We start from the raw sequence: 21887 nt of genomic DNA on the forward strand, positions 1-21887 counted from the left end.
TTGTAGTCATGGGGGGCGAGTAGTGAGCACTATTCGGTTCGTGCGCAAGGCGCGACGGGAAGTCCCGCGCATTCCGGGCGGCGAAGTGAGCCTGCAGGCTCCGCCCGAGATTCCACGCCTGGTACCGGGAAACCTTCTGACCAAGCTCCTTCCCGTGGTCATGGTCGTCGCCATGGTCGGGATGATGGCCCTGATGTTCTCGTCGGGCATGGCTCGCAATCCGATGTCGATGCTCTTTCCCGTCATGATGATGGTGTCGATGCTCGGCATGCTGGCCGGTGGCGGCCGCGGCGGCCCGAAAGCGGCGGAGGCAAACGAAGACCGCAAGGACTACCTGCGCTACCTCGATCAGTTGCGCCGCGACGTCGACGAGACCGTCGAGCAGCAGCGAAAGGCGCTCGACTGGAGCCACCCCGAGCCCGGCCTGCTGTGGACCATCGCAGGCACGGCGCGTATGTGGGAGCGCCGCGTCACCGACCCCGATTACTGCCACGTGCGCGTCGGCCGGGGCAGTCAGCGCCTCGCAACCCGCCTGATCGCGCCGGAGACCGGACCGGTGGAGGATCTGGAACCGGTTGCCGCGGTGTCGCTTCGTCGCTTCGTCCGCGCGCACTCCGTCGTTCAGGATCTGCCGACCGCGGTGTCGCTGCGCGGCTTCGCGGCCATCTCCGTGGAAGGAGAACGCGGTACGGCACGGTCCCTGGTGCGGTCGATGCTCATGCAGTTGTGCGCATTCCACGGCCCGGACAATCTTCTGGTCGCCGTCGTGTGTGGCCCCGACACCGAGCACGAGTGGGACTGGGCCAAGTGGCTGCCGCACGCGCAGCATCCCGATTCGTCGGACGGTGTCGGTTCTTCCCGCATGATCTACGGCTCGATCCTCGAACTCGAATCTTCGCTCGGCCCCCAGCTGTCGATGCGTAACCGATTCTCGCGCAACGCTCCCGCCGCCCCCGGTGTCCCACAGTTCGTCATCGTCGTCGACGGGGGAATTCTCGAGGGCGAATCGGGGATGATCACCGACGGCGGGGTCGACTCGGTCTCCGTTCTCGACATCAGCGGCTTCTGCCCGCGACTGACGGCCACACGAGGACTCCAGTTGGTGGCGCAGGACGGATCCCTCGGCGCCCGCAGCGGAGCCGGCGTGGAGATATTCGCGACAGCTGACCTCGTCAGCGCTCATCAGGCCGAGACGCTGGCCCGGCGACTCGCGCCGTACCGGACGGCGTCGCAGACTGCGGTGGACGCGGGCGACGACGATCAGCCGGTGCAGACGTGGAGCCAGATGCTGGGAATCGGCGACGTCGGCCGTCTCAACCCGGATCACGCATGGCTGCCCCGCCAGGGCCGCGACCGGCTGCGGGTCCCGATCGGTGTCGGAGTGGACGGTCACCCGGTCGAGATCGACCTCAAGGAGTCGGCCGAGAACGGCATGGGGCCACACGGTCTGTGCATCGGGGCCACCGGTTCGGGGAAGTCGGAGTTCCTGCGGACACTGGTGCTCGGCCTGATCGCGACGCATTCGCCCGACGTGCTCAACCTCGTCCTCGTCGATTTCAAGGGCGGCGCCACGTTCCTCGGCCTCGAGGACGCGCCGCACGTCGCCGCGGTGATCACCAACCTGGCCGAGGAACTCGCAATGGTCGACCGGATGCGGGACGCACTCGCCGGTGAGATGAACCGACGTCAGGAACTTCTGCGCTCCTCCGGGAACTTCGCGAACGTCACCGAATACGAGAAGGCACGCCAGGCGGGCGCCGACCTCGACCCGCTGCCCGCACTGTTCATCGTCGTCGACGAATTCTCCGAACTACTCAGTCAGCAGCCCGAGTTCGCGGACCTCTTCGTCGCCATCGGCAGGCTCGGCCGATCGCTGCACATCCACCTGCTGTTGGCGAGTCAGAGGCTCGAGGAGGGCAAACTGCGGGGGCTCGACAGTCACCTGTCGTACCGCATCGGTCTCAAGACGTTCTCGGCCAACGAATCGCGCACTGTGCTCGGCGTTCCGGACGCCTACCACCTGCCCGCTACCCCGGGCGCCGGATACCTCAAATGCGATTCTGCGGAGATCGTCCGGTTCCAGGCCTCGTACGTGTCCGGTACCTACGAGGGTGGACGGGAAGACAGTGTCCGACGGCCGGGTGAGGCGGCTGTCGAGCTGCGGCCCAAGATCTTCACGGCCGCACCGGTCGCGCTCGATGTCGTCGAGATCCTCGACGAACCACAGTCGCTCCACCTGGCCGAGGAGCCGACGGAGATCCGCACCACCATGGAGGTGGTGGTCGAACGGATCACGGGTCGCGGACCGCGAGCTCACGAGGTGTGGCTCCGGCCGCTCGACGCCGCGCCTAGCCTCGACCAGATGCTGCCGAGGTCTGTTCTCACCGAACCGGTTCCCGCGCTGAGCTCGCTGCGTACACCGATCGGAATCATCGACAGGCCCTACGACCAAAGGCGCGACCCCCTGATCGTGGATCTGTCCGGGTCTACCGGCAACATGGCGGTGGTGGGTGGGCCGCAGTCGGGCAAGTCGACTGCGATTCGCACGCTCATCACGTCGTTGGCTGCCACCCACTCCGCGGAGCAGGTGCAGTTCTACTGCCTCGACTTCGGTGGCGGCACGCTCGCCGGACTGTCGGGGCTGCCGCACGTCGGTTCGGTAGCCAACCGCCTCGACGTCGATCGGGTGCGTCGCACCGTCGCTGAGATGAACACCATCGTCCGTCAGCGCGAGGAGCGTTTCCGCGAACTCGGGGTCGAGTCGATGGCCGAGTTCCGGCGACTGCGCGCCACCGATCCCGCCAGCGGCGGCGCGGCGGCCGGGGTCGCGCAGGATCCGTTCGGAGACGTCTTCCTGGTGATCGACGGTTTCGGCAGCATTCGTCAGGACTTCGAGGCTCTCGAACAGCAGATCACCAACCTTGCATCCCAGGGGTTGTCGTACGGGGTGCACGTCGTGCTCACCGCCTCACGGTGGGGCGAGGTCCGGCCGGCGCTCAAGGATCAGCTCGGCACGCGGATCGAGCTGCGCCTCGGTGATCCCTCGGATTCCGACCTCGGTCGCAAGACCGCGGCACTCGTTCCCGAAGGCCGACCGGGACGCGGCATGACCCGCGACAGCCTGCATCTGCTCGTCGGGTTGCCGAGGATCGACGGGAGCTCGGATACGACCGACCTGGCATCCGGTGTGGCGCAAGCGGTGTCGTCCATCGCCGCCGCGACACACGGCCGGCCCGCCCCGGCGGTGCGAATGCTGCCCGCACAGATCGCCCGCGACGACGTGCTCCATGCGGCCGGGGGGTGGCCGTCCTACCTCGATCCGGCGCAGGCATGTCTGCAGATTCCGATCGGTCTCGACGAGGCCGAGTTGGCTCCCACGTTCCTGAACTTCGCCGAGCAGCCCCACTTCCTGGTGTTCGGTGACACCGAATGCGGCAAGACGACGCTCCTGCGCAACATCTGCGAGGGCATCATGGCGTCGAACACGAGCAAACAGGCGAAGATCATTGTCGGCGACTACCGGCGCACGATGCTCGGCGTCGTCGAGACGGAGCACCTGGCGTCGTATGCGCCGTCCGAGGACGTGCTGACGACGAACATGAGGGACCTCGCGATCCTGCTGAAGGGACGCATGCCGGGCCCCGGGTTCAATCGCCAGCAGCAGCGCGACCGATCCTGGTGGTCGGGACCCGAAGTCTTCGTCGTCATCGACGACTACGACCTCGTCGTGACCTCGAGCGGCAACCCGGTCGCCGCGATCGTCGAATTCCTGCCGCACGCCCGTGACATCGGTTTCCACCTGATCATCGCGCGCCGCTCCGGCGGTGCGGCACGCGCAATGTACGAGCCGGTCATCGCGCGTTTGCGTGATCTGCAGTCGACTGGCCTCGTGATGAGTGGCAACCGGGAGGAGGGCAATCTCATCGGCACCGTTCGTCCGAGTGCGATGCCTCCCGGGCGCGGAACGCTGGTCAACCGTGCGGGTACCGGCCTGATCCAGCTCGCGTGGATGCCCCCGCTGTGATGTCGGCGGTCGCGATTCATCTCACTGAATCCGGCATGTGGTCCTGCGCGCGAGGCGTGACGACGGCAGCTCACGAGATGACGCCGCTCTGGTTCGTCGACGACGAGTACGTCGACGTCGACGGCGGAGTTCTCGCGGTATCCGACGCCCTAGCAGGGGTGTTCCGGTCTGCGATCGATAGTGCGGGGGAAGTTGTGCCGATCGCGACGGCCGTACTTTCACACCCGACGGAGTGGGGTTCCGCGAGGCGGAACGTGCTGTCCGCGGCGGGGTCGCGCGTTGCCGCCGACACGGTGCTGGTTCCCGTTGCCGTGGCGGCGGCCGAGGGTGCTGCGGTGTCAGGTGGCCGATGGATGGTGCTCGAAGGCCGGACCGTGGGGGCAACGGCCAGTTACGTGGTCGGCGAGGTCGGCGGATACCGGGTCGTCGAATGCGAGCACGACCCGTCGCTCTGCGCCGACGAGGGGATCGACGAGTGGGCGACAGCGATCGTGGAACTCGGTGCGCGAGCCCGCGGTGATCGGCCGGTCGACGGAATACTCCTGACGGGCGTCGGAGAGTCGCAGGAGCGCACATCGATGCGTGACGCCGTGGTCGCCCACGCGTCCCCGAATGCCGACGTCCGGATCGTCACCGGTGAAGAGATCGCGCGCGCACTCGCGTCCAGCGTGGTCGAGGCTGCAGACGAGCCGGCGGCGATGACTGTGCCGCAGGCGAACTGGCTCGAACCGGCGCTGCAGGGATCGGAGCGCGGTGACCGACGGAGCACGCGGCCGACGTTCTTCGCAGTGGCCGCGGTGCTGGCCGTCGTCGTCGGAGCTGTTCTCGTCTTCACTCTTCGCGAGCCCGACACCGGCACCGAATCCGTCCGCGCGCTCGACGCGAGTGCGACACCGGCGGCTCAGACCACGACGCGCAGTCGCGCGTCCGCCCCGACCACCACCACTACCGCCACTGCGGCAGTACTGGAGGTGGGCGGGTTTCGCGTGACACTGCCGAGCGGATGGAAGGAGCGCACTCCCACCGCGTCGTCGTCTTCCGGCGCCCGGGTGGAGCTGGTGCCTGCAGGCGGCGCCGACCGGCGAATCATCATCACGCAGAACGCGGTTCGAGAGGGAGCCGGATACGACGAGGTTGCGGCGACGCTCGCGGCGAAGATTGCGCAGCGCGGCCGTCCCGAGCTGTTCGGAGAACTCGAGCGCGACGTCGTGTTCGGCGGTCGACCCGGCATCGCGTACAGCGAGTTTCCCGACGAGAGTTCCGTGGTGCGTTGGCACGTTCTCGTCGAGCGTGACCTCCAGGTGAGCGTCGGCTGTCAGTTCCTGGCGGAGGAGTGGGAGTCGATCGAGAGCGTGTGCGAAGAGGTCGTGCGGTCGCTGGTGATCGTTCGGTGACCCCGTCCCTTTCGCCGAAGAATCTTCCACCGCGGTGGAACCGATTGGGCGGCTGATGCGTCCAATCTTGTGTAGGGGTGAATGCGGGCAGTCCAGAGGGGGCCGCCGCACCGAGAACAGAAGGAGTCACAATGGCGGGAGTTGTTACCGATGTCGGCCAGATGGAGGTCGCGGCCAATCACGTGCAGACGGTGAACAGCCAGCTGCAGGGCACGATCAACAGTCTCAAGGGCCGCTGCGAGGAGTCGTCTTCGGCCTGGCAGGGTGGGGCTCAGACGGCGTTCATGGAGCTGATGGCTCGGTACGGAGATGCTGCGCGCCGTATGCAGGACTCGCTGGACGAGATTGCGGTGAAGATCCGCGAGAACGGCAAGGGATACGACGCCGCCGAGCAGGCCAACCAGGATGCGATCCATGCGGCCGGAGCTTCGGGATCGCTCGACATCTGACGCCGGCGCCGAGAACAATTACCACGCTCGAGGGGAGCACCGAATGTCTTCATTGAAGTACGGATTTGCCGAGTTGCAGGCGCTGGCGAGCGACATCAAGTCGAACGAAGCGAAGCTGCGCGAGACGCACGACGAGCTCCGGGGCTACGTCAACGGGCTCGTGGCGCAGTGGGAGAGCGGTGCGCGGGAGAACTACCAAGCTGTGCAGGCAAAGTGGGACAACGCCCACGAGGATCTGCTCCAGGTTCTGCAGACGATCTCGAAGGTCGTCCAGGACGGCGCCGTCGACATGCAGACTGCAGAAGACCGGAACGCCACGGCGTGGCTCTGATCTTCGCGTGACACGTCGCGTGCCCCAGCAATCCACGATTGCTGGGGCACTGTGGTCTCCGGCAGTGGGTCAGTCGGCAGGTGGTATCAGCCGGCTGAGGACGACGCTGCTCTTGGTCTGAAGGACGGCCGGCTCCGACCGCAGATTCTCCAACGTGCGTTCGAGGTGTGCCGTGTCGGTGGTGCGGACGCGGAGGAGGGCGTTGGCATCGCCGGTGACGGTGTAGGCCTCCTGAACCTCGGTGTGACGGGACACGATCCGTGCGATCTCGACAGCCGAGGTGCGACCGCTGCAATACAACTCGACGAAGACCTCGACGCCGTGGCCGAGAGCACGCGGATCGAGCGCCGCATGGAAGCCGGTGATCACTCCGGACTCGACCAGTCGATCGACCCGACGCTTCACGGCGGGTGCGGAGAGCCCGACCTCGGCGCCGATGGTGGCGAAGCTGGACCGTGCGTTGCGTTCGAGCCGCGCAACGATCCGCCGATCGAGCCCGTCCAGACGCAACGAATCATCCATGCGATGGAACGCTAGCGCATTGATCAGCCCTTTTGGTGGGTGGATACTGATTTCACCGACACCGATCGAGGGGGAGTGGAGATGGCGCCCACTGCTGGTATCGAGTCCGAGAACCCCTACGAGGAGACGGCGGAGGTGCCGGGCGCCGCCGCCCGCGTCCCGCGGCATGCTCACTCGCGGAGCTACCTGATGTGCCCGCCCACGTATTTCGACGTCGTCTATGCCATCAACGACTGGATGCGTCCCGAGGAACCCGTGGACCGGGAGCGTGCGATGTCGCAGTGGTCGGCCCTCGCGGACACGTACCGGCGACTCGGGCACGAGGTCCTCACAATCGACCCGGTCGAGGGACTTCCGGACATGGTGTTCGTCACCGACAGCGGACTCGTCGTCGACGGGGTGGCGCTCGGCGCCCGCTACCGGTCGGCCGAGCGGCGGGCCGAGGCCGAACACGTGTTCCGGTGGTTCCGGGACAACGGGCTGATCAGGCCCACCCTGCCGCGGTACGTCAACGAGGGGGAGGGCGACTTCCTCGTCGTCGGCGACGTGATCCTCGCCGGAACCGGATTTCGGTCCGACCCGCGGTCACACGCCGAGGCCTCGGCGCACCTCGGCCGCCCGGTGATCACGTTGAACCTGGTGAATCCCCGCTACTACCACCTCAACACCGCGCTGGGTGTGCTCGACGACTCGACCATCGCCTACCTGCCCGCGGCGTTCTCGCCGGACAGTCGCGCTCTGCTCGAGCAGATGTACCCCGACGCGGTGATCGCGGCCGAGACGGACACCGACTGGCTCGGACTGAACCTGGTCAGCGACGGTGCCAATGTGGTGCTACCCGTCCAGGCTTCGCACCTTGCCGGCCAGTTGTCCGCCCGCGGGTACGAGCCCGTGCCGGTCGACTATTCGGAGTTCCTCAAATCCGGTGGCGGAATCAAGTGCAGCACTTTGGAGCTCCGCGGCTTCCGTGGGCTCCGGGTCGTAGAAGATCAGGGGTGACCAGCAATGTCGGACGGTGTCGTTTCCGTGTCGGATGCCACGCGTGAGCAGCTGAGCAGGGCCGACGAGCACAGCGCACACAACTACTCGCCGCTGCCGGTCGTGATCGAGTCGGGCGCGGGCTCGTGGGTGAAGGGAATCGACGGCGTCGACTACCTGGACGTCCTCGCCGGATACTCGGCGCTCAATTTCGGCCACGCACACCCCACTCTCGTCCGGGTGGCACGCGAACAACTCGGCCGGCTCACCCTGACCAGCCGCGCCTTCCAGCACGATCGGTTCGCGTCCTTCTGCGAGGACCTGAGCCGGCTGTGCCGGAAGGACGCCGTACTGCCGATGAACACGGGCGCCGAAGCCGTGGAGACCGCGCTGAAACTGGCCCGCAAATGGGGCTACGACGTCAAGGGAGTGCCACCGGGGCGTGCCGAGGTGATCACGTGCGCCGGGAACTTCCACGGTCGCACCATCTCGATCGTCGGGTTCTCGTCCGATCCGGACGCGTACACCGGATTCGGTCCGTTCCCGGCGGGCTTCGCGTCCGTCGAATACGGGAACGCGAACGCGCTCGAGGCCGCGATCACCGAGAACACCGTGGCGGTGCTCCTCGAACCGATCCAGGGGGAGGCCGGGGTGCTGGTGCCACCGCCCGGCTACCTCGCGGCGGTCCGGGACATCTGCACTCGTCGCGGGATCCTGATGATCGCCGACGAGATCCAAAGCGGGCTCGGGCGGACCGGCGACACGTTTGCGTGCGACCACGAGAACGTGACCCCCGACGTGTACGTCCTGGGCAAGGCGCTCGGGGGTGGTCTGATGCCGGTTTCCGCCGTCGTCGCCGACTGGCCGGTGATGGCGGTGATCGGCCCCGGACAACACGGGAGCACGTTCGGGGGCAACCCCCTCGCCTGCGCGGTCGGAAGCGCGGTCGTCGACCTGCTCGAGACCGGCGAATATCAGCGGCGAAGCCGTGAGCTGGGCGCCTACCTGCACAGCATGCTGTCGCAACTACCCCCCGACCACGTGTCGGAGGTGCGTGGGCGCGGACTGTGGGCCGGTGTGCAACTGGCCGGCGGTATGCCGTCCGCTCGAACGATCTGTGAAAGACTTCTGGCACGCAGGGTCCTCGCGAAGGACGCGCACGAGGGAACGATCCGCATCGCCCCGCCGCTGGTGATCGAACGGGACGAGCTGACGTGGGCGGTCGAACAGCTCGCCGATGCGCTCGCCGAGTGAGTTTTGACCCTGGGCCTCACCGACCGGTATTGTTCTCCGTTGGCGTGCCGTGCGCCGCTGCGTCCTCGTGTCGCAGTGGCTGGCGGTTCTCGGGTCTCAACTGGCCGCCGGGAATCGCTCGACGATACGCAATGGCCAGCAGCGGATTGAACAAGACGAGGAAGTTCTGTGTCTACGTACACCCCGAAGGCCGGAGATGTGACCCGCACGTGGCACGTCATCGACGCCACTGACGTGGTGCTCGGCCGCCTTGCCGTCCAGGCAGCCAACTTGCTGCGCGGCAAGCACAAGCCCACCTTTGCACCGCACGTTGACGGCGGCGACTTCGTCGTCATCATCAACGCCGAGAAGGTTGCCATCAGCGGCAACAAGCGCGAGGGCAAGTTCCTCTACCACCACTCCGGACACCCCGGTGGTCTGAAGTCCCGCTCCGTCGGTGAGGTTCTCGACAAGAACCCCGACCGCCTCGTGGAGAAGGCCATCGTCGGCATGCTCCCCAAGAACAAGCTGGGTCGCGCCATCAGCAGCAAGCTGAAGGTCTACGCGGGCCCGAACCACCCCCACGCCGCGCAGCAGCCGGTGCCATTCGAGATCAAGCAGGTGGCCCAGTGACGGCGCCGGAGGAGCAGAACGTGTCCAACCCCGAAGAGATCACCGAGGCTGTCGAGGTCGCGGCGGACGAGTACGTGTCCGTCGAGGAGCCCGAGGTCGCCGAGGACATCGAGGCCGCTGCTGCGCCGCAGGCCCCGATCGTGATCGATCGCCCCATCCAGACCGTCGGTCGTCGTAAGGAAGCGGTTGTCCGCGTCCGTCTGACCCCCGGTTCGGGCGACTTCAAGCTCAACGGCCGCACCATCGAGGACTACTTCCCGAACAAGGTGCACCAGCAGCTGATCAAGGCTCCGCTGGTCACGGTCGAGCGTGCCGAGTCCTTCGACATCGTGGCGCTGCTGCACGGTGGCGGACCGTCCGGACAGGCCGGCGCACTGCGTCTCGCCATCGCCCGCGCGCTCATCGAGGTCACCCCCGAGGACCGTCCGGCTCTCAAGAGCGCCGGCTTCCTCACGCGTGACGCCCGCGCCGTCGAGCGCAAGAAGTACGGCCTGAAGAAGGCCCGCAAGGCATCTCAGTACTCGAAGCGCTGATGTGTCGCCGAAGCCGCCCTCCGGGGTCGGCTTCGGCACCTGTTCTTCCCGAGAGCAGGCGTCCATCGTTACCGGACGCCTGCTCTCGTGCTTTATCCGAGATGTAGTGGGTTTTCCTAATTGCGAGGGGTCTGGTCTATGGGTCGATTGTTCGGGACGGATGGGGTTCGTGGTCTCGCGAATACCGAGCTGACCGCCGAGTTGGCGTTGCAGGTGGCCTCCGCCGCCGCGACGGTGCTGGCGTCGCCGGGGTCGGGGGGACGCAAGACGGCTGTGGTCGGCCGTGACCCGAGAGCCAGCGGTGAAATGCTCGAGGCGGCGGTCGTCGCGGGCCTGACGTCGGCGGGTGTCGACGTTCTGAACGTCGGGGTGCTGCCGACACCCGCGGTGGCCTACCTGACCGCGGAGCTGGACGCAGCTCTCGGTGTCATGATCTCCGCCTCGCACAATCCCATGCCCGACAACGGCATCAAGATCTTCGCGGCCGGCGGACACAAACTCGACGACGAGGTGGAAGACCGGATCGAGTCCGTCGCCGCCGGAACCACGACACGGCGGGCGCCGACCGGTGCGGGGATCGGACGTGTTCGCACGGTGCCGGACGCCGCGGAACGGTATCTGCAGCACCTGGCCACCGCACTCCCGAACAGCCTCGACGGGCTGACCGTCGTGGTGGACTGTGCGCACGGCGCGGCATCGGGCGTCGCTCCCGCCGCCTACCGGGCCGCAGGCGCCACCGTCGTCGCGATCAACGCCGAACCCGACGGACTCAACATCAACGAGAACTGCGGGTCGACGCACCTCGAAAGCCTGCAGAAGGCGGTCGTCGAGCACAGCGCCGATCTGGGGCTGGCGCACGACGGGGATGCGGATCGGTGCCTCGCCGTCGATGCCGCCGGTTCCCTCATCGACGGCGACGCCATCATGACCGTGCTCGCCCTCGGCATGCGCGACGCGGGTGAACTGGTGGACAACACCCTCGTCGCGACGGTCATGAGCAATCTCGGTTTGCACATCGCGATGCGGGAGGCCGGGATCACACTGGTCACCACTGCCGTCGGTGATCGCTACGTCCTCGAAGGACTCCGGTCCGGTGGCTTCAGCCTGGGCGGCGAACAGTCCGGACACGTCGTGTTCCCCGCCTTCGGCACCACCGGCGACGGAGTGCTGACAGGACTGCGTCTGATGGGCCGGATGGCGGAGACCGGACAAGCGATCGCAGATCTGGCGTCGGCGATGACGACGCTCCCGCAGGTTCTGGTCAACGTGAGGGTCGCCGACAAGCGCGCCGTCGCCGCGTCCCCGGTCGTGCTGGACGCGGTCGTGGCCGCCGAGCGCAGCCTGGGCGACAACGGCCGGGTGCTGCTGCGGCCGTCGGGAACCGAACAACTCGTCCGCGTGATGGTCGAGGCGTCGGACATCGAAGTAGCCCGGAAACTCGCCGACGAACTGGCGGGCACCGTCGCCTCCGTGTGAGCGGACACAACGCACCGATCGGCCGGGGGAACCGATCGGTGCGCTGTCGCGTCTAATGCAGTAGGTCGCGAAGAGAGGGTGGGGCAATGAGCGATGGGCTCGAGGTGGACGTCGCGGTGGTGACTGACGCGGGTACGAGACTGCTGCGGTCGGCGGAGGTCCTGAGACAGCAGGCCGCCGAGACTGCCCGGCTGGAATTCAGTGGAATACACGCGGGCCGGGACTACGCCGCGAAGGGTGACGCGGTGCGTGACGCCCTCGGCGTCGTAGGGGTCGCGCTCGGGCAGTGGGCCGCGGACGTGGAATCGTTCGGGCACGCGTTCCGGGCCGCCGCGGCGCGTTACTCGGGAACGGACGCGAACGTCACCGCCGACGTGAACGGGGTGCAGTGGTGACCGCGGATCCGAGAGCGCTGATCGACGACCCGAACCTGAGCCGCGACTACAAGGAGCAACTCCTCCAGTCCTGGGCGGCCTCCCGCGAGGAGGACGAGTCATCCTGGCAGCCGTACTTCGACGAGTACGGGCTCGACAAGCGTGACCGGACTCCCTCCGCTGACCAGCGGTACGCCGCATTGCTGGAGCAGGGCAGCGACTGCCAGACCGCGAACGCATCCCGGATCGCGCTGGGGGAGCACCTTCGCCCGAATGCCCTCAACGTTCCCGACGACATGCTCGATCTCGGCGCGCGGGGCCTCGAATTCTTCGAGTTGTTCCTCCCCGCCGCGACACGACTGGGGTACGAATCCCGCGAACTCGCCGACTACTACGCGAGGTTCGACGCGGAACGGGGGATGCGCCTGCACACACTCGCCCACGACGTCGACACCCTCCGGCGCAGCCTCGACACGGCCCGCACCGAACTCGACGAGAACGAGAGATGCGTCGCCGCAGTGCGAACCGGGTGGAGCGGAGTCGCCGCCGCGGCAGCGATCGACGCCGCCGACCGACAGAACGTCCAGGCGGACGCCACCATCGGTCGGCTCCACGATCTCGCCGAGGTGCTGTTCGAGGCGAACCTCACGCTGAGCGCCGCGGTGACGAACAAGGCGTACAAGGTGGTGTCTCTGTATCAGCCGACAGTGGGCGGGTACAGCGCAGCCCAGATCGACGTTCTCGCGCGGATCTACGCCGAGGGCAAGGACGGCGACAACTCCGCCGCGAAGGACTGCATGGAAGATGCGTCGTACTGGTTCCCCGAACTCGCCGACGACGACTACCGGCACGTCAACGGCCTGTACAAGGACGGGGGCGGCGGTGCGCTCCGCCGACTCGACAGGGACGACGTGGTGCGGCGGGCCGCCGGAATCACCAAGGACTGGCTCGACGCGAACTTCCGGCACGTGTACGAGGAGAAGCAGCAGGAGTTCACCGCCGCGTGTGCAGACTGCGCCGAAGCGGTGCACGCCGCCTATGACGCCGTCTTCGCCGAGGCGCGGTCGATCGAGGTGCAGCCCGGTTTTCGTCCCGAGGACACTCCCGATCCGGCACCCGCGCCGAGGGCGCCCGAGGTGCACGACGCCGACACCGTCCCCGCCGCTGCGCCCGCTCCCGCACCCGCTGCGCCGACGGCGCCCGCCACCTCACCCGCGACGAACGGACCGGCGTATGTCCCGCCTCGATCCGGTGGTGGAGACGCGGCAACCATTCCGACGGCCGCCGCACCACCGCCAACCGCACCACCGACAACCGCGCCACCGATGGCCGCTGCGCCACTGACAACCGCGCCACCGCCGATGGCTGCGGCGCCTCCGATGACCGCTGCGCCGCCGATGGCCGCCGTGCCGCCGATGGCCGTCGTGCCTCCGATGACTACCGCCCCGGGCCTCGGGAGCATTCCCGGTCCGGGTGATCTGGTACGTCAAGGTCTCGCGGGAGGTCTGGCGGATCTCGGTTCGATCCTTCGCCCGTTGATCGAGGACACCGTCTCGGCCCTCACCCACAGGGACGACGAAGAACGGAACACCGAGGACCTCGGCGACGGACACGCCGATCCGCGGGAGGACGGCGGCGAGCCGGCCGACGGCGTCCCACACGACAAGAGCCTCGAACTGAACCTCGACGGACAGTCGTGGACCCTCGCCGTCGATGCGGACGGTCAGGGAATTCATCTCGAGCTGAACGACGGACAGGGCGGGACGGCCAGGTTCGGAGTCGAGATCGGGCCCAATGGTCTGCCGCAGATCACAGCGGACACCGATGCGGGCGAAGGAGACTCTGCAGATGCCGACTGCGCACCCGCCTCGCCGACCCCGGAATCACAGGTCAGCGATGATGCCGAGGCCGCCCCGGATGCGACATCCGAAGAACAGCCGGCGCCCGGCCGACCGGCCGTGGACGCCGTGCCGGACAACGAGACCACACCGGCCCTTGCGCCGGCCGGAGACGCCGCAGCCGACCCGCAACCACAGGTGATGTCAGTGCAGCAGCAGCCGGCTCCCGAGACGCCCGCCGAGGCCCCGCCGCTGGGCGAACCGCGATCCGCGCCCGAACTGGCGACAGGTCCCGTGGGCGGATTCGACAGCGGCGCCGAGTTGGCCGAGGCCGGGCCGCTGTGAGCCACCGAGCCGCACAGTTGCGTGCGCAACGGGCACAGATGCGGGCCGACCTCGAAATGTTCCGGGAACGGATCGACGAGCGCAGAGCCCGAGACGAGGAAGCCGCGGCGAACCGGTCCGGCCGCAGCGGGACCGAGCCTGCAGCGGCACCACCCGCGGCTGCGCAACCGGAAACACTCGACGACGACGAGTTCTATCGGCCGCGCAGCTGGCTGGTGTGACCGGAGAACTCAGATGTGCGGGAGCACACCCTCGAAGCCGGCGTCGGTGTGCTCCTCATGCGGATCGACGAGCGTGGTGTGGGGAAGTTCGGCGTCCGCCTTCGCGAACACCTCGTACTTCTTGTCCTCGGTGAGGTGATAGAGCAGGAAGCCGGTGAGCAGCGCGCGTGTGATCTGCTGGGTCTTCCGCTCGGAACCGCCGATGCCGAGTGCACCCAGGAGGCGGCGTCCCTCGGTGAGCCCGGACTCCTTGGCGCCGTTGACGGCGCGCAGGACGTGTTCCCCGCCCCACGCCTCGGCCAGCGCCTTGGCGTTGCTGTTCATGGTGTCGATGTCGGCACCGGCGACGACGAGCCCCGGCGCTGTGATCTTGGACGCATACTTCTCGGCCTTCGGCGCGGTCGGTGCCGGGAACAAGGCGGCGACCGCCGATACGTCCCGTTGCGCGGCGGCGAGCACCGCCACACCCGCACCCATCCCGTGTCCTGCGAACGCGACGCGATCGGGCTGCACGCTGATCTGGCCGGGACCGAGACGCACACCCACACAGATGTCGAGGGTGGCCCGCAGGTCGGTGGCGAGGCCCAGGTGGGAAGGCACGGGTCCGCGCTCGCTGTTGGGAGCGGCCACGACGATTCCCCACGACGCCAGATGCTCGAGCGTCTTCCGGTAGTGGTCGGCACCTGCCATCCAACTGTGCGCGAACGCGACGGCGGGCAGGTTGAAGCCTGATTCGGGCGTGTATACGACGCCCGGCTGTCCGGCGAGTGCGAGGTCACCCCGCAGCACGCGGTGCGGTCCTCGCTTGGACAGTTCACGGGCCAGGGTCTTCGGTTTCGGCGCCACGGGGAGAACGTTATCCGATTCGCGGGCCGGCGAGAGAGCCGATGCGGCCCACACTCCGACTTCGCCGCGTCGCCCGGTCCAAGTACCCTGATGAACCATGTGCGGAATCGTGGGATACGTCGGCCACCGGCAGGCTCTGACTGTTGTGGTGGAGGCCTTGCGGCGAATGGAATACCGCGGATACGACTCCGCCGGTATCGCCGTGCTCGACGGCCACGGCGGCATGGCGGTCGAGCGGAAGGCGGGTCGTCTCGCGAATCTCGAGGCCGAACTCGACGAGGTCGGGGCCGAGCACTTCACCGGGAGCACCGGGATCGGTCACACGCGGTGGGCCACGCACGGCAGGCCGACCGACCGCAACGCGCACCCGCACCGTGATGCGGGTAACACGGTTGCCGTCGTGCACAACGGCATCATCGAGAACTTCGCCCCGCTGCGGGCCGAACTCGAGCACGACGGAGTCGACTTCGCCAGCGACACCGACACCGAGGTCGCGGTGCACCTCGTCGCGCGGGCCTACGCCTCGGGCGAGACGGCCGGTGACTTCGTCGCGAGTGCGCTGAGCGTGCTGCGCAGGCTCGAGGGCGCGTTCACGCTCGTCTTCACGCATTCGGACCACCCGGACACCATCGTCGCGGCGCGTCGCTCGACGCCCCTCGTCATCGGTGTCGGCGAGGGAGAGACGTTCCTCGGATCCGATGTCGCGGCGTTCATCGAGCACACCCGTGATGCGGTCGAGCTGGGGCAGGACCAGGTGGTGGTGATCACCGCGGACGGGTACTCGATTCTGAACTTCGACGGATCCGAGGCGCAGGGCCGTCCGTTCCGCATCGACTGGGACCTCGCCGCCGCCGAGAAGGGCGGCCACGACTACTTCATGCTCAAGGAGATCGAGGAGCAGCCGGCCGCGGTCGCGGACACTCTCCTGGGGCATTTCCAGGACGGGAAGATCGTTCTCGACGAGCAGCGACTGTCGGATCAGGAACTGCGCGACGTCGACAAGGTCTTCGTCGTCGCCTGCGGCAGCGCCTACCACTCGGGGCTGCTCGCGAAGTACGCGATCGAGCACTGGACTCGGCTGCCCGTCGAGGTCGAGCTCGCCAGCGAGTTCCGCTACCGCGACCCGGTCCTGGACCGGTCGACGCTGGTCGTGGCCATCTCGCAGTCCGGTGAGACGGCCGACACCCTCGAGGCCGTGCGCCACGCCAAGGACCAGAAGGCGCGGGTGCTGGCGGTGTGCAACACGAACGGCGCCCAGATTCCGCGAGAGGCGGACGCCGTCCTTTACACCCGGGCAGGTCCGGAGATCGGTGTCGCGTCGACCAAGGCGTTCCTCGCGCAGGTCACGGCGAACTACCTGGTCGGTCTGGCCCTCGCCCAGGCCCGCGGCACCAAGTACCCGGACGAGGTCGCACGCGAGTACGCCGATCTCGAGGCGATGCCCGACCTGGTGAGCCGGGTACTCGAGACGGTCGAGCCGGTGCGGGCGCTGGCGCGGGAGCTGGCGTCGTCGTCGACGGTGCTGTTCCTGGGCCGCCACGTGGGCTACCCCGTGGCGCTCGAGGGTGCGCTCAAGCTCAAGGAGCTGGCGTACATGCACGCCGAGGGCTTCGCGGCCGGCGAGCTCAAGCACGGGCCGATCGCGTTGATCGAGGACGGGTTGCCGGTGATCATCGTGATGCCGTCGCCGAAGGGGCGCGCGGTGCTGCACTCGAAGCTGCTGAGCAACATCCGGGAGATCCAGGCCCGCGGTGCGCGGACCGTGGTGATCGCGGAGGAGGGCGACGAGGCCGTGCGCCCGTTCGCCGATCACCTGATCGAGATCCCGGCGGCGCCGACGCTCCTGCAGCCGCTGCTGTCGACGGTGCCGTTGCAGGTGTTCGCGGCGGAGGTCGCGCAGACGCGCGGTTACGACGTCGACAAGCCGCGTAACCTCGCGAAGTCCGTCACCGTCGAATAACAACCACCGTAGGGGCGTGGCCGGGCCGGCTGCGCCCTACGGGGTGACGACGACGGTGCCCGTCATCTCGGGGTGCAGCGAACACGTGTATTCGTAGGTCCCCGGTTCGGTGAACGTGTAGGTGAACGTGCCGGTCTGCATCAGACGGCTTCGCAGCACACTTTTCGCGGCGCCGACACCCACCACGTCGTGGGTGACACCCCGGTCGTCGAAATTCCAGGTGACGGTGTCGCCCGCCTTGACGGTGAGTGTCGCGGGCGCATACGCCATGTTCGCGACCTGCACGACGGGTCCGGTCGGCGCCTCGGGCGCCGTGCTGTCGGGCGAACCGCATCCGGACACGACGCCCGCCATCGAAATGCTTGCGGCGAGAGCCACTCCGGCGATCCACGAGCTTCCACGTCCACGCATGACGTCGAGCGTAGTCTGGCCCGGTACCGACCCTTCTCGACGAGGAGTTCCCATGCGGGGCTACTACACCGCTGACGAGGTTCGAGCCGCGGAGGCGCCATTGCTGGCGTCTCTTCCCGACGGCGCGCTGATGCGACGCGCAGCGCATGGGCTCGCCACGGTGGTGGCGGCGGAGCTGCGAGCGCGGACCGGGGGCGTCGCGGGTCGAACGATCACGGTGCTGGTGGGGTCCGGCGACAACGGCGGGGACGCGTTGTGGGCGGCGTCGATGCTGCGGGGGCGTGGTGTTGCGGCCACCGCGGTCCTGCTGAAACCGGAGAAGGCGCACGAGGCGGGGCTGGCGGCGTTCACTGCGGCCGGCGGCCGAGTGGCCGCCCCGTCCGACGAGCTGGGCATGCCCGATCTGGTGATCGACGGGATCGTCGGAATCTCCGGCAGGGGGTCGCTGCGGCCCGATGCTGCCGCGCTGGTCGACCGGATCGAGGCTCCGATCGTGTCGGCCGACCTGCCGAGCGGTGTGGACCCGGACACGGGAGCGGTCGACGGCCCCGCCGTGCGCGCCGCCGTCACCGTCGCATTCGGCGCCCTCAAACCGGTCCACGCGCTCGGTGTGGCGCACTGCGGCCGGGTCGAGCTCGTGGACATCGGACTGTCGCTCGGCGACCCGGGGATCACCGCCCTCGACGCCGCCGACGTCGGTGCTGCGTGGCCGGTGCCGGGAGCGGACGACGACAAGTACTCGCAGGGCGTGGTGGGGGTGGTCGCGGGCAGCGACGGTTACCCGGGTGCCGGTGTGCTGTGCACGGGCGCCGCGGTCACGGCCACGTCGGGGCTCGTCCGCTACGCCGGGCCGTGCACGAACGAAGTGCTCGCGCACTCGCCGGAGGTGATCGCGACCACCGATCTCGCCAAGGCGGGACGCGTCCAGTCGTGGGTGGTCGGGCCGGGCATGGGAACCGACGACGCCGCCCGTCGCACGCTGCGGACGGTGCTCGACTCCGACGTGCCCGTGCTGGTCGACGCGGACGGTCTGACCCTGCTCGCCGAGGACCCGGACCTGGTGCGGTCTCGGACCGCAGCGACACTACTGACCCCCCACGCCGGGGAGTTCGCCCGGCTGACGGGGACGGATCCGGGTCCGGACCGGGTGTCGTCGGCACGCGCTCTCGCTGCCGACTGGAACGTTCACCTGCTGCTCAAGGGGCGGGCCACGGTGATCGCGGAACCCGGTGGCCGGATCTACGTCAACGAGGCGGGCGGGTCGTGGTCCGCCACCGCGGGGGCCGGGGACGTGCTCGCCGGGATCATCGGCTCACTCATGGCCGCGGGTATCGGCCCGGCCCGGGCCGCGGCGGTGGGTGCGCGAGCGCACTCGCTGGCCGCGAACCTGGCTGCCCGAGGCGGTGGCGCGGACCTCTCCGCAGGCCGCGGAACAGCACCGATCTCCGCCGGGACGCTGCTCGCGCACCTCCGGGAGTCGATCAGAGTTCTCCGTGCGGGGGTGTCACCCGAAGAAATGCCGGCCTCATCGTGAATGGCAGGATCGAGCATATGACGCTTGCTGAAGCAGTACCGGCCGACGACCACGGACACCGCGAACCCGCAGCGCCCTCGGAGGCGCCGGCACCGCAGGCCGAGGCCGTCGTCGATCTGGACGCGATTGCGCACAACGTCCGCATCCTGCGCGACAGCGCCCGGGACGCGGCGATGATGGCCGTCGTGAAGGCGGACGGCTACAACCACGGCGCCGTACCCGTGGCACGCGCGGCGCTGGCCGCCGGAGCGTCGGAACTGGGCGTGACGACGGTGTCGGAGGCGCTGACTCTGCGCCGCGCGGGCATCGACGCCCCCGTCCTCGCCTGGCTGCACACCGTCGACGCCGACTTCGCCCCCGCGATCGCGGCCGGTGTCGAACTCGGCGTCTCCTCGCCCCGTCACCTCGCCGCGGTGGTCGCTGCCGCCCGGAGCGTCGGCACCACGGCGATCGTCACGATCAAGGTCGACACCGGACTGAACCGCAACGGGGTGGCACCCGACGAGCTGGCGCAGGTCCTCGTCGATCTGGCGCGCGCACAGGCCGAGGGCTCGGTGCGGCTGCGCGGCATCTTCTCGCATCTCGCCCACGCCGACGAGCCGCATCACGCCTGGATCGATTCCCAGCGCGATCGACTGGTCAGCGCGATCGCGGATGCCAAGCGGCAGGGCCTGGTCCCCGAAGTGGTGCACCTGTCCAATTCCGCGGCCACCCTGACCCGTCCCGACCTGCGGTTTGACATGGTTCGCCCGGGAATCGCGATATATGGGTTGTCGCCCGTACCCGAACTCGGTCAGTTCGGTTTGCGCCCGGCGATGACACTGCGATCGAGGGTGGCTCTGGTGAAGAAGGTAGCGGCAGGTGAAGGCGTGTCCTACGGGCACCAGTGGGTGGCCCCACGGGATACGACGGTGGCGCTGCTGCCGTTCGGCTACGCCGACGGGCTGCCGCGCTCGCTCAGCGGCCGTTTCGAGGTCCAGCTGGGCGCGCAGCGACGGCCGGGCATCGGACGCGTCTGCATGGACCAGGTGGTCGTCGATCTCGGACCGGACGGCGGCGGAGTCCGGGAGGGGGACACCGCCGTGTTCTTCGGCAACGGAGACCTCGGCGAGCCCAACGCGCAAGCGTGGGCCGATGAACTCGACACCATTCACTACGAGGTGGTGACAGGGGTACGCGGCCGGACGGTGCGCAGTTACGTCGGCGGGACGGGCACCTAGATCATGGGGTTGTCGAAGCGTCTGGGGCTCGTCGGCGGCCTGCTGAGCGCGCTGGCGCTCGGTTCGGTCGCCGGTGTCAACGCGCTACGCAGCGCGACCCGGCCGGGCCGCGAGATCTACGGTGACGAGGACTTCACGCTGATGTCGCGGGACCGGCGCAGCGTCGTGGTCACCGAGGACGGCGTCGCGCTCGCGGTCCGCGAGGTCGGTCCCGAGGACGCGCCGGTGACGGCGGTGTTCGTGCACGGCTACTGCCTGGACATGACGTCGTGGCATTTCCAGCGCCGCCAGCTCGCCGAGCGGTGGGGCGACGACGTGCGGATGGTGTTCTACGACCAACGCGGGCATGGCGATTCGGGTGTGCCGTCCACGGCGACCTGCACCATCGCTCAACTGGGGGCCGATCTCGCGACCGTGATCGAGGCGAAGGCCCCCACCGGACCGGTTGTGCTCGTGGGGCATTCGATGGGCGGAATGACGGTCCTGGCCTTCGCCGGGCAGCGGCCCGAACTGGTGGCGTCGCGGGTGGTCGGTGTGGGCCTGGTGGCCACGGCCGCCGCCGGTCTCAGCGAGACCGGATTGACGCGGAACCTGCAGAACCCGGTCATCGACGGCTTCCGGATGGCAGTCCGGACCTCACCCGAACTCGTCCAGCACGCGCGCGGCGCGGCCCGCGTGCTGATCACCCCGATTCTGCGGGCGGCGTCGTACGGCACGGACGTGAGTCCGCGGCTGCACAAGTTCTCCGACTCCATGCTGGACCGGACGTCGGTGGTGACCATCGTGAACTTTCTGCGCACACTCGAATTGCACGACGAGTCCGCGTCACTCGAGGCGATCGAGCGCACCCCGTCCGTCGTGGTGTGCGGCGACAGCGACATGATCATCCCGTTCGGCAGCTCACGGAAACTGGCAGCGGACCTTCCGGAGTCCGAACTGGTACGGGTGCGCGGTGCCGGCCATCTGGTGCAGCTCGAATTCCCGTCCGTGGTGTCGGACGCCGTCGACCGGGTCCTGCATCGTGGCCTGGCGACGTACGAGTCGCGTGAGCAGTCCGATGTCGGCTGAAGAGGGAGTGTTGCCCGTGAGCGGGACCGTGGTGTTGCCGACGGCGGAGGACACCGAGCAGTTCGGCCGAGATCTCGCCCGGGGCCTCGTCGCCGGGGATCTCGTGGTCCTCGACGGACCCCTCGGTGCGGGGAAGACCGCACTGACGAAGGGGATCGGAGCCGGGCTCGGCGTGCAGGGGCGGGTGACTTCGCCCACATTCGTGATCGCGCGGGAGCACCGGGCGGGCACGCGGCCCGGCGGGGGCACCCCGGTCGGGATGGTGCACGTGGACGCGTACCGACTGGGTGGAAGCGGCCCCCACGCGCTGGACGAACTCGACGCGCTCGACCTCGACACCGACCTGACTGCAGCGGTTGTCGTCGTCGAATGGGGCGAGGGCATCGCGGAGCAGCTGGCCGATCGTCATCTGCGGGTACGCCTGCGCCGCGAACCGGAGACGGACGTCCGCACTGCCCACTGGGAGTGGATTTCCTGACGGGGTCGGGTGTCGGGAG

Annotated in this window: 20 protein-coding genes; 17 read left to right on the forward strand and 3 right to left on the reverse strand. The window is 68.4% G+C overall.

All coding sequences use genetic code 11. From position 1 onward, the window contains the following. The first annotated feature begins 22 nt into the window (after positions 1–22). The 4 genes from eccCa (at position 23) to QM693_RS21420 (ending at position 6198) form a co-directional block, all read left to right on the forward strand. Positions 23–4024 (forward strand): type VII secretion protein EccCa, encoded by a 4002-nt coding sequence (gene eccCa, locus QM693_RS21405; RefSeq protein WP_283353380.1) that lies wholly within the window; start codon positions 23–25, stop codon positions 4022–4024. After that, positions 4006–5418 (forward strand): type VII secretion-associated protein, encoded by a 1413-nt coding sequence (locus QM693_RS21410; protein WP_283353381.1) that lies wholly within the window; start codon positions 4006–4008, stop codon positions 5416–5418. Before eccCa ends, QM693_RS21410 begins: the two co-directional genes overlap by 19 nt. Before the next feature lie 131 nt (positions 5419–5549). Beyond that, positions 5550–5867 carry a WXG100 family type VII secretion target gene (locus QM693_RS21415; RefSeq protein ID WP_025432240.1) on the forward strand — a complete coding sequence of 106 codons (318 nt, stop codon included), beginning with the start codon at positions 5550–5552 and terminating at the stop codon, positions 5865–5867. A 43-nt stretch (positions 5868–5910) separates the two neighbouring features. Continuing rightward, complete coding sequence (locus tag QM693_RS21420) at positions 5911–6198, forward strand: WXG100 family type VII secretion target (protein WP_283332988.1); 288 nt, start codon at positions 5911–5913, stop codon at positions 6196–6198. A 69-nt stretch (positions 6199–6267) separates the two neighbouring features. Here QM693_RS21420 and QM693_RS21425 read toward each other — a convergent pair whose 3' ends face one another. Next, on the reverse strand, positions 6268–6720 hold the full coding sequence (locus QM693_RS21425; protein ID WP_005239716.1) for an Lrp/AsnC family transcriptional regulator: 453 nt from the start codon (positions 6718–6720) through the stop codon (positions 6268–6270). Between the two features lie 81 nt (positions 6721–6801). Between QM693_RS21425 and ddaH the strand changes: the two genes are divergently transcribed. From ddaH to QM693_RS21465, 8 genes are all read left to right on the forward strand, one after another. Continuing rightward, entirely contained in the window at positions 6802–7719 is a 918-nt protein-coding gene (gene ddaH, locus QM693_RS21430; RefSeq protein WP_283353382.1) for a dimethylargininase, read from the forward strand. A 6-nt stretch (positions 7720–7725) separates the two neighbouring features. Beyond that, positions 7726–8952, forward strand: coding sequence for an ornithine--oxo-acid transaminase (gene rocD / locus QM693_RS21435; protein WP_283353383.1), 1227 nt, complete (start codon positions 7726–7728; stop codon positions 8950–8952). A 168-nt stretch (positions 8953–9120) separates the two neighbouring features. Further along, entirely contained in the window at positions 9121–9564 is a 444-nt protein-coding gene (rplM, locus tag QM693_RS21440) for a 50S ribosomal protein L13 (RefSeq protein WP_005239728.1), read from the forward strand. Next, the gene (gene rpsI / locus QM693_RS21445; protein WP_005239729.1) at positions 9561–10097 is read left to right on the forward strand and encodes a 30S ribosomal protein S9; all 537 of its coding nucleotides are present in this window, start codon (positions 9561–9563) and stop codon (positions 10095–10097) included. The genes rplM and rpsI overlap by 4 nt, the downstream gene beginning before the upstream one ends. A 138-nt stretch (positions 10098–10235) precedes the next feature. Then, the gene (glmM, locus tag QM693_RS21450; protein ID WP_283353384.1) at positions 10236–11573 is read left to right on the forward strand and encodes a phosphoglucosamine mutase; all 1338 of its coding nucleotides are present in this window, start codon (positions 10236–10238) and stop codon (positions 11571–11573) included. A gap of 86 nt (positions 11574–11659) precedes the next feature. Next, positions 11660–11968, forward strand: a complete 309-nt coding sequence (locus QM693_RS21455) for a type VII secretion target (RefSeq protein ID WP_283353385.1) — start codon at positions 11660–11662, stop codon at positions 11966–11968. Next, the gene (locus QM693_RS21460; RefSeq protein WP_283353386.1) at positions 11965–14130 is read left to right on the forward strand and encodes a hypothetical protein; all 2166 of its coding nucleotides are present in this window, start codon (positions 11965–11967) and stop codon (positions 14128–14130) included. Before QM693_RS21455 ends, QM693_RS21460 begins: the two co-directional genes overlap by 4 nt. Continuing rightward, a complete protein-coding gene (locus tag QM693_RS21465) occupies positions 14127–14351 on the forward strand; it encodes a hypothetical protein (RefSeq protein WP_283353387.1) in 225 nt (74 codons plus the stop codon). Before QM693_RS21460 ends, QM693_RS21465 begins: the two co-directional genes overlap by 4 nt. 9 nt (positions 14352–14360) lie before the next feature. Here QM693_RS21465 and QM693_RS21470 read toward each other — a convergent pair whose 3' ends face one another. Next, entirely contained in the window at positions 14361–15197 is an 837-nt protein-coding gene (locus QM693_RS21470; RefSeq protein WP_037245016.1) for a dienelactone hydrolase family protein, read from the reverse strand. Between the two features lie 97 nt (positions 15198–15294). On the opposite strand from QM693_RS21470, the gene glmS reads away from it, so the two are divergent. Further along, entirely contained in the window at positions 15295–17157 is a 1863-nt protein-coding gene (gene glmS, locus QM693_RS21475; protein WP_105412631.1) for a glutamine--fructose-6-phosphate transaminase (isomerizing), read from the forward strand. Between the two features lie 36 nt (positions 17158–17193). Here glmS and QM693_RS21480 read toward each other — a convergent pair whose 3' ends face one another. Next, positions 17194–17568 carry a cupredoxin domain-containing protein gene (locus QM693_RS21480; RefSeq protein WP_280782654.1) on the reverse strand — a complete coding sequence of 125 codons (375 nt, stop codon included), beginning with the start codon at positions 17566–17568 and terminating at the stop codon, positions 17194–17196. A 52-nt stretch (positions 17569–17620) separates the two neighbouring features. Here QM693_RS21480 and QM693_RS21485 point away from each other — a divergent pair, with 52 nt between their 5' ends. From QM693_RS21485 to tsaE, 4 genes are read left to right on the forward strand one after another with little or no spacing between them, the layout of a single operon-like run. Continuing rightward, on the forward strand, positions 17621–19102 hold the full coding sequence (locus QM693_RS21485; RefSeq protein WP_283353388.1) for an NAD(P)H-hydrate dehydratase: 1482 nt from the start codon (positions 17621–17623) through the stop codon (positions 19100–19102). A gap of 17 nt (positions 19103–19119) precedes the next feature. Beyond that, a complete protein-coding gene (alr, locus tag QM693_RS21490) occupies positions 19120–20322 on the forward strand; it encodes an alanine racemase (RefSeq protein WP_283332995.1) in 1203 nt (400 codons plus the stop codon). A 3-nt stretch (positions 20323–20325) separates the two neighbouring features. Next, positions 20326–21390 (forward strand): alpha/beta fold hydrolase, encoded by a 1065-nt coding sequence (locus tag QM693_RS21495; RefSeq protein WP_283332996.1) that lies wholly within the window; start codon positions 20326–20328, stop codon positions 21388–21390. After that, positions 21380–21868: a tRNA (adenosine(37)-N6)-threonylcarbamoyltransferase complex ATPase subunit type 1 TsaE gene (gene tsaE, locus QM693_RS21500; RefSeq protein WP_283332997.1), complete on the forward strand. Its 489-nt coding sequence runs from the start codon at positions 21380–21382 to the stop codon at positions 21866–21868. The genes QM693_RS21495 and tsaE overlap by 11 nt, the downstream gene beginning before the upstream one ends. The last annotated feature ends 19 nt before the right edge of the window (positions 21869–21887 follow it).

This window comes from Rhodococcus sp. IEGM 1305 (genome assembly GCF_030058635.1).
In the GTDB taxonomy this organism is placed as follows: Bacteria; Actinomycetota; Actinomycetes; order Mycobacteriales; family Mycobacteriaceae; genus Rhodococcus_F; species Rhodococcus_F opacus_D.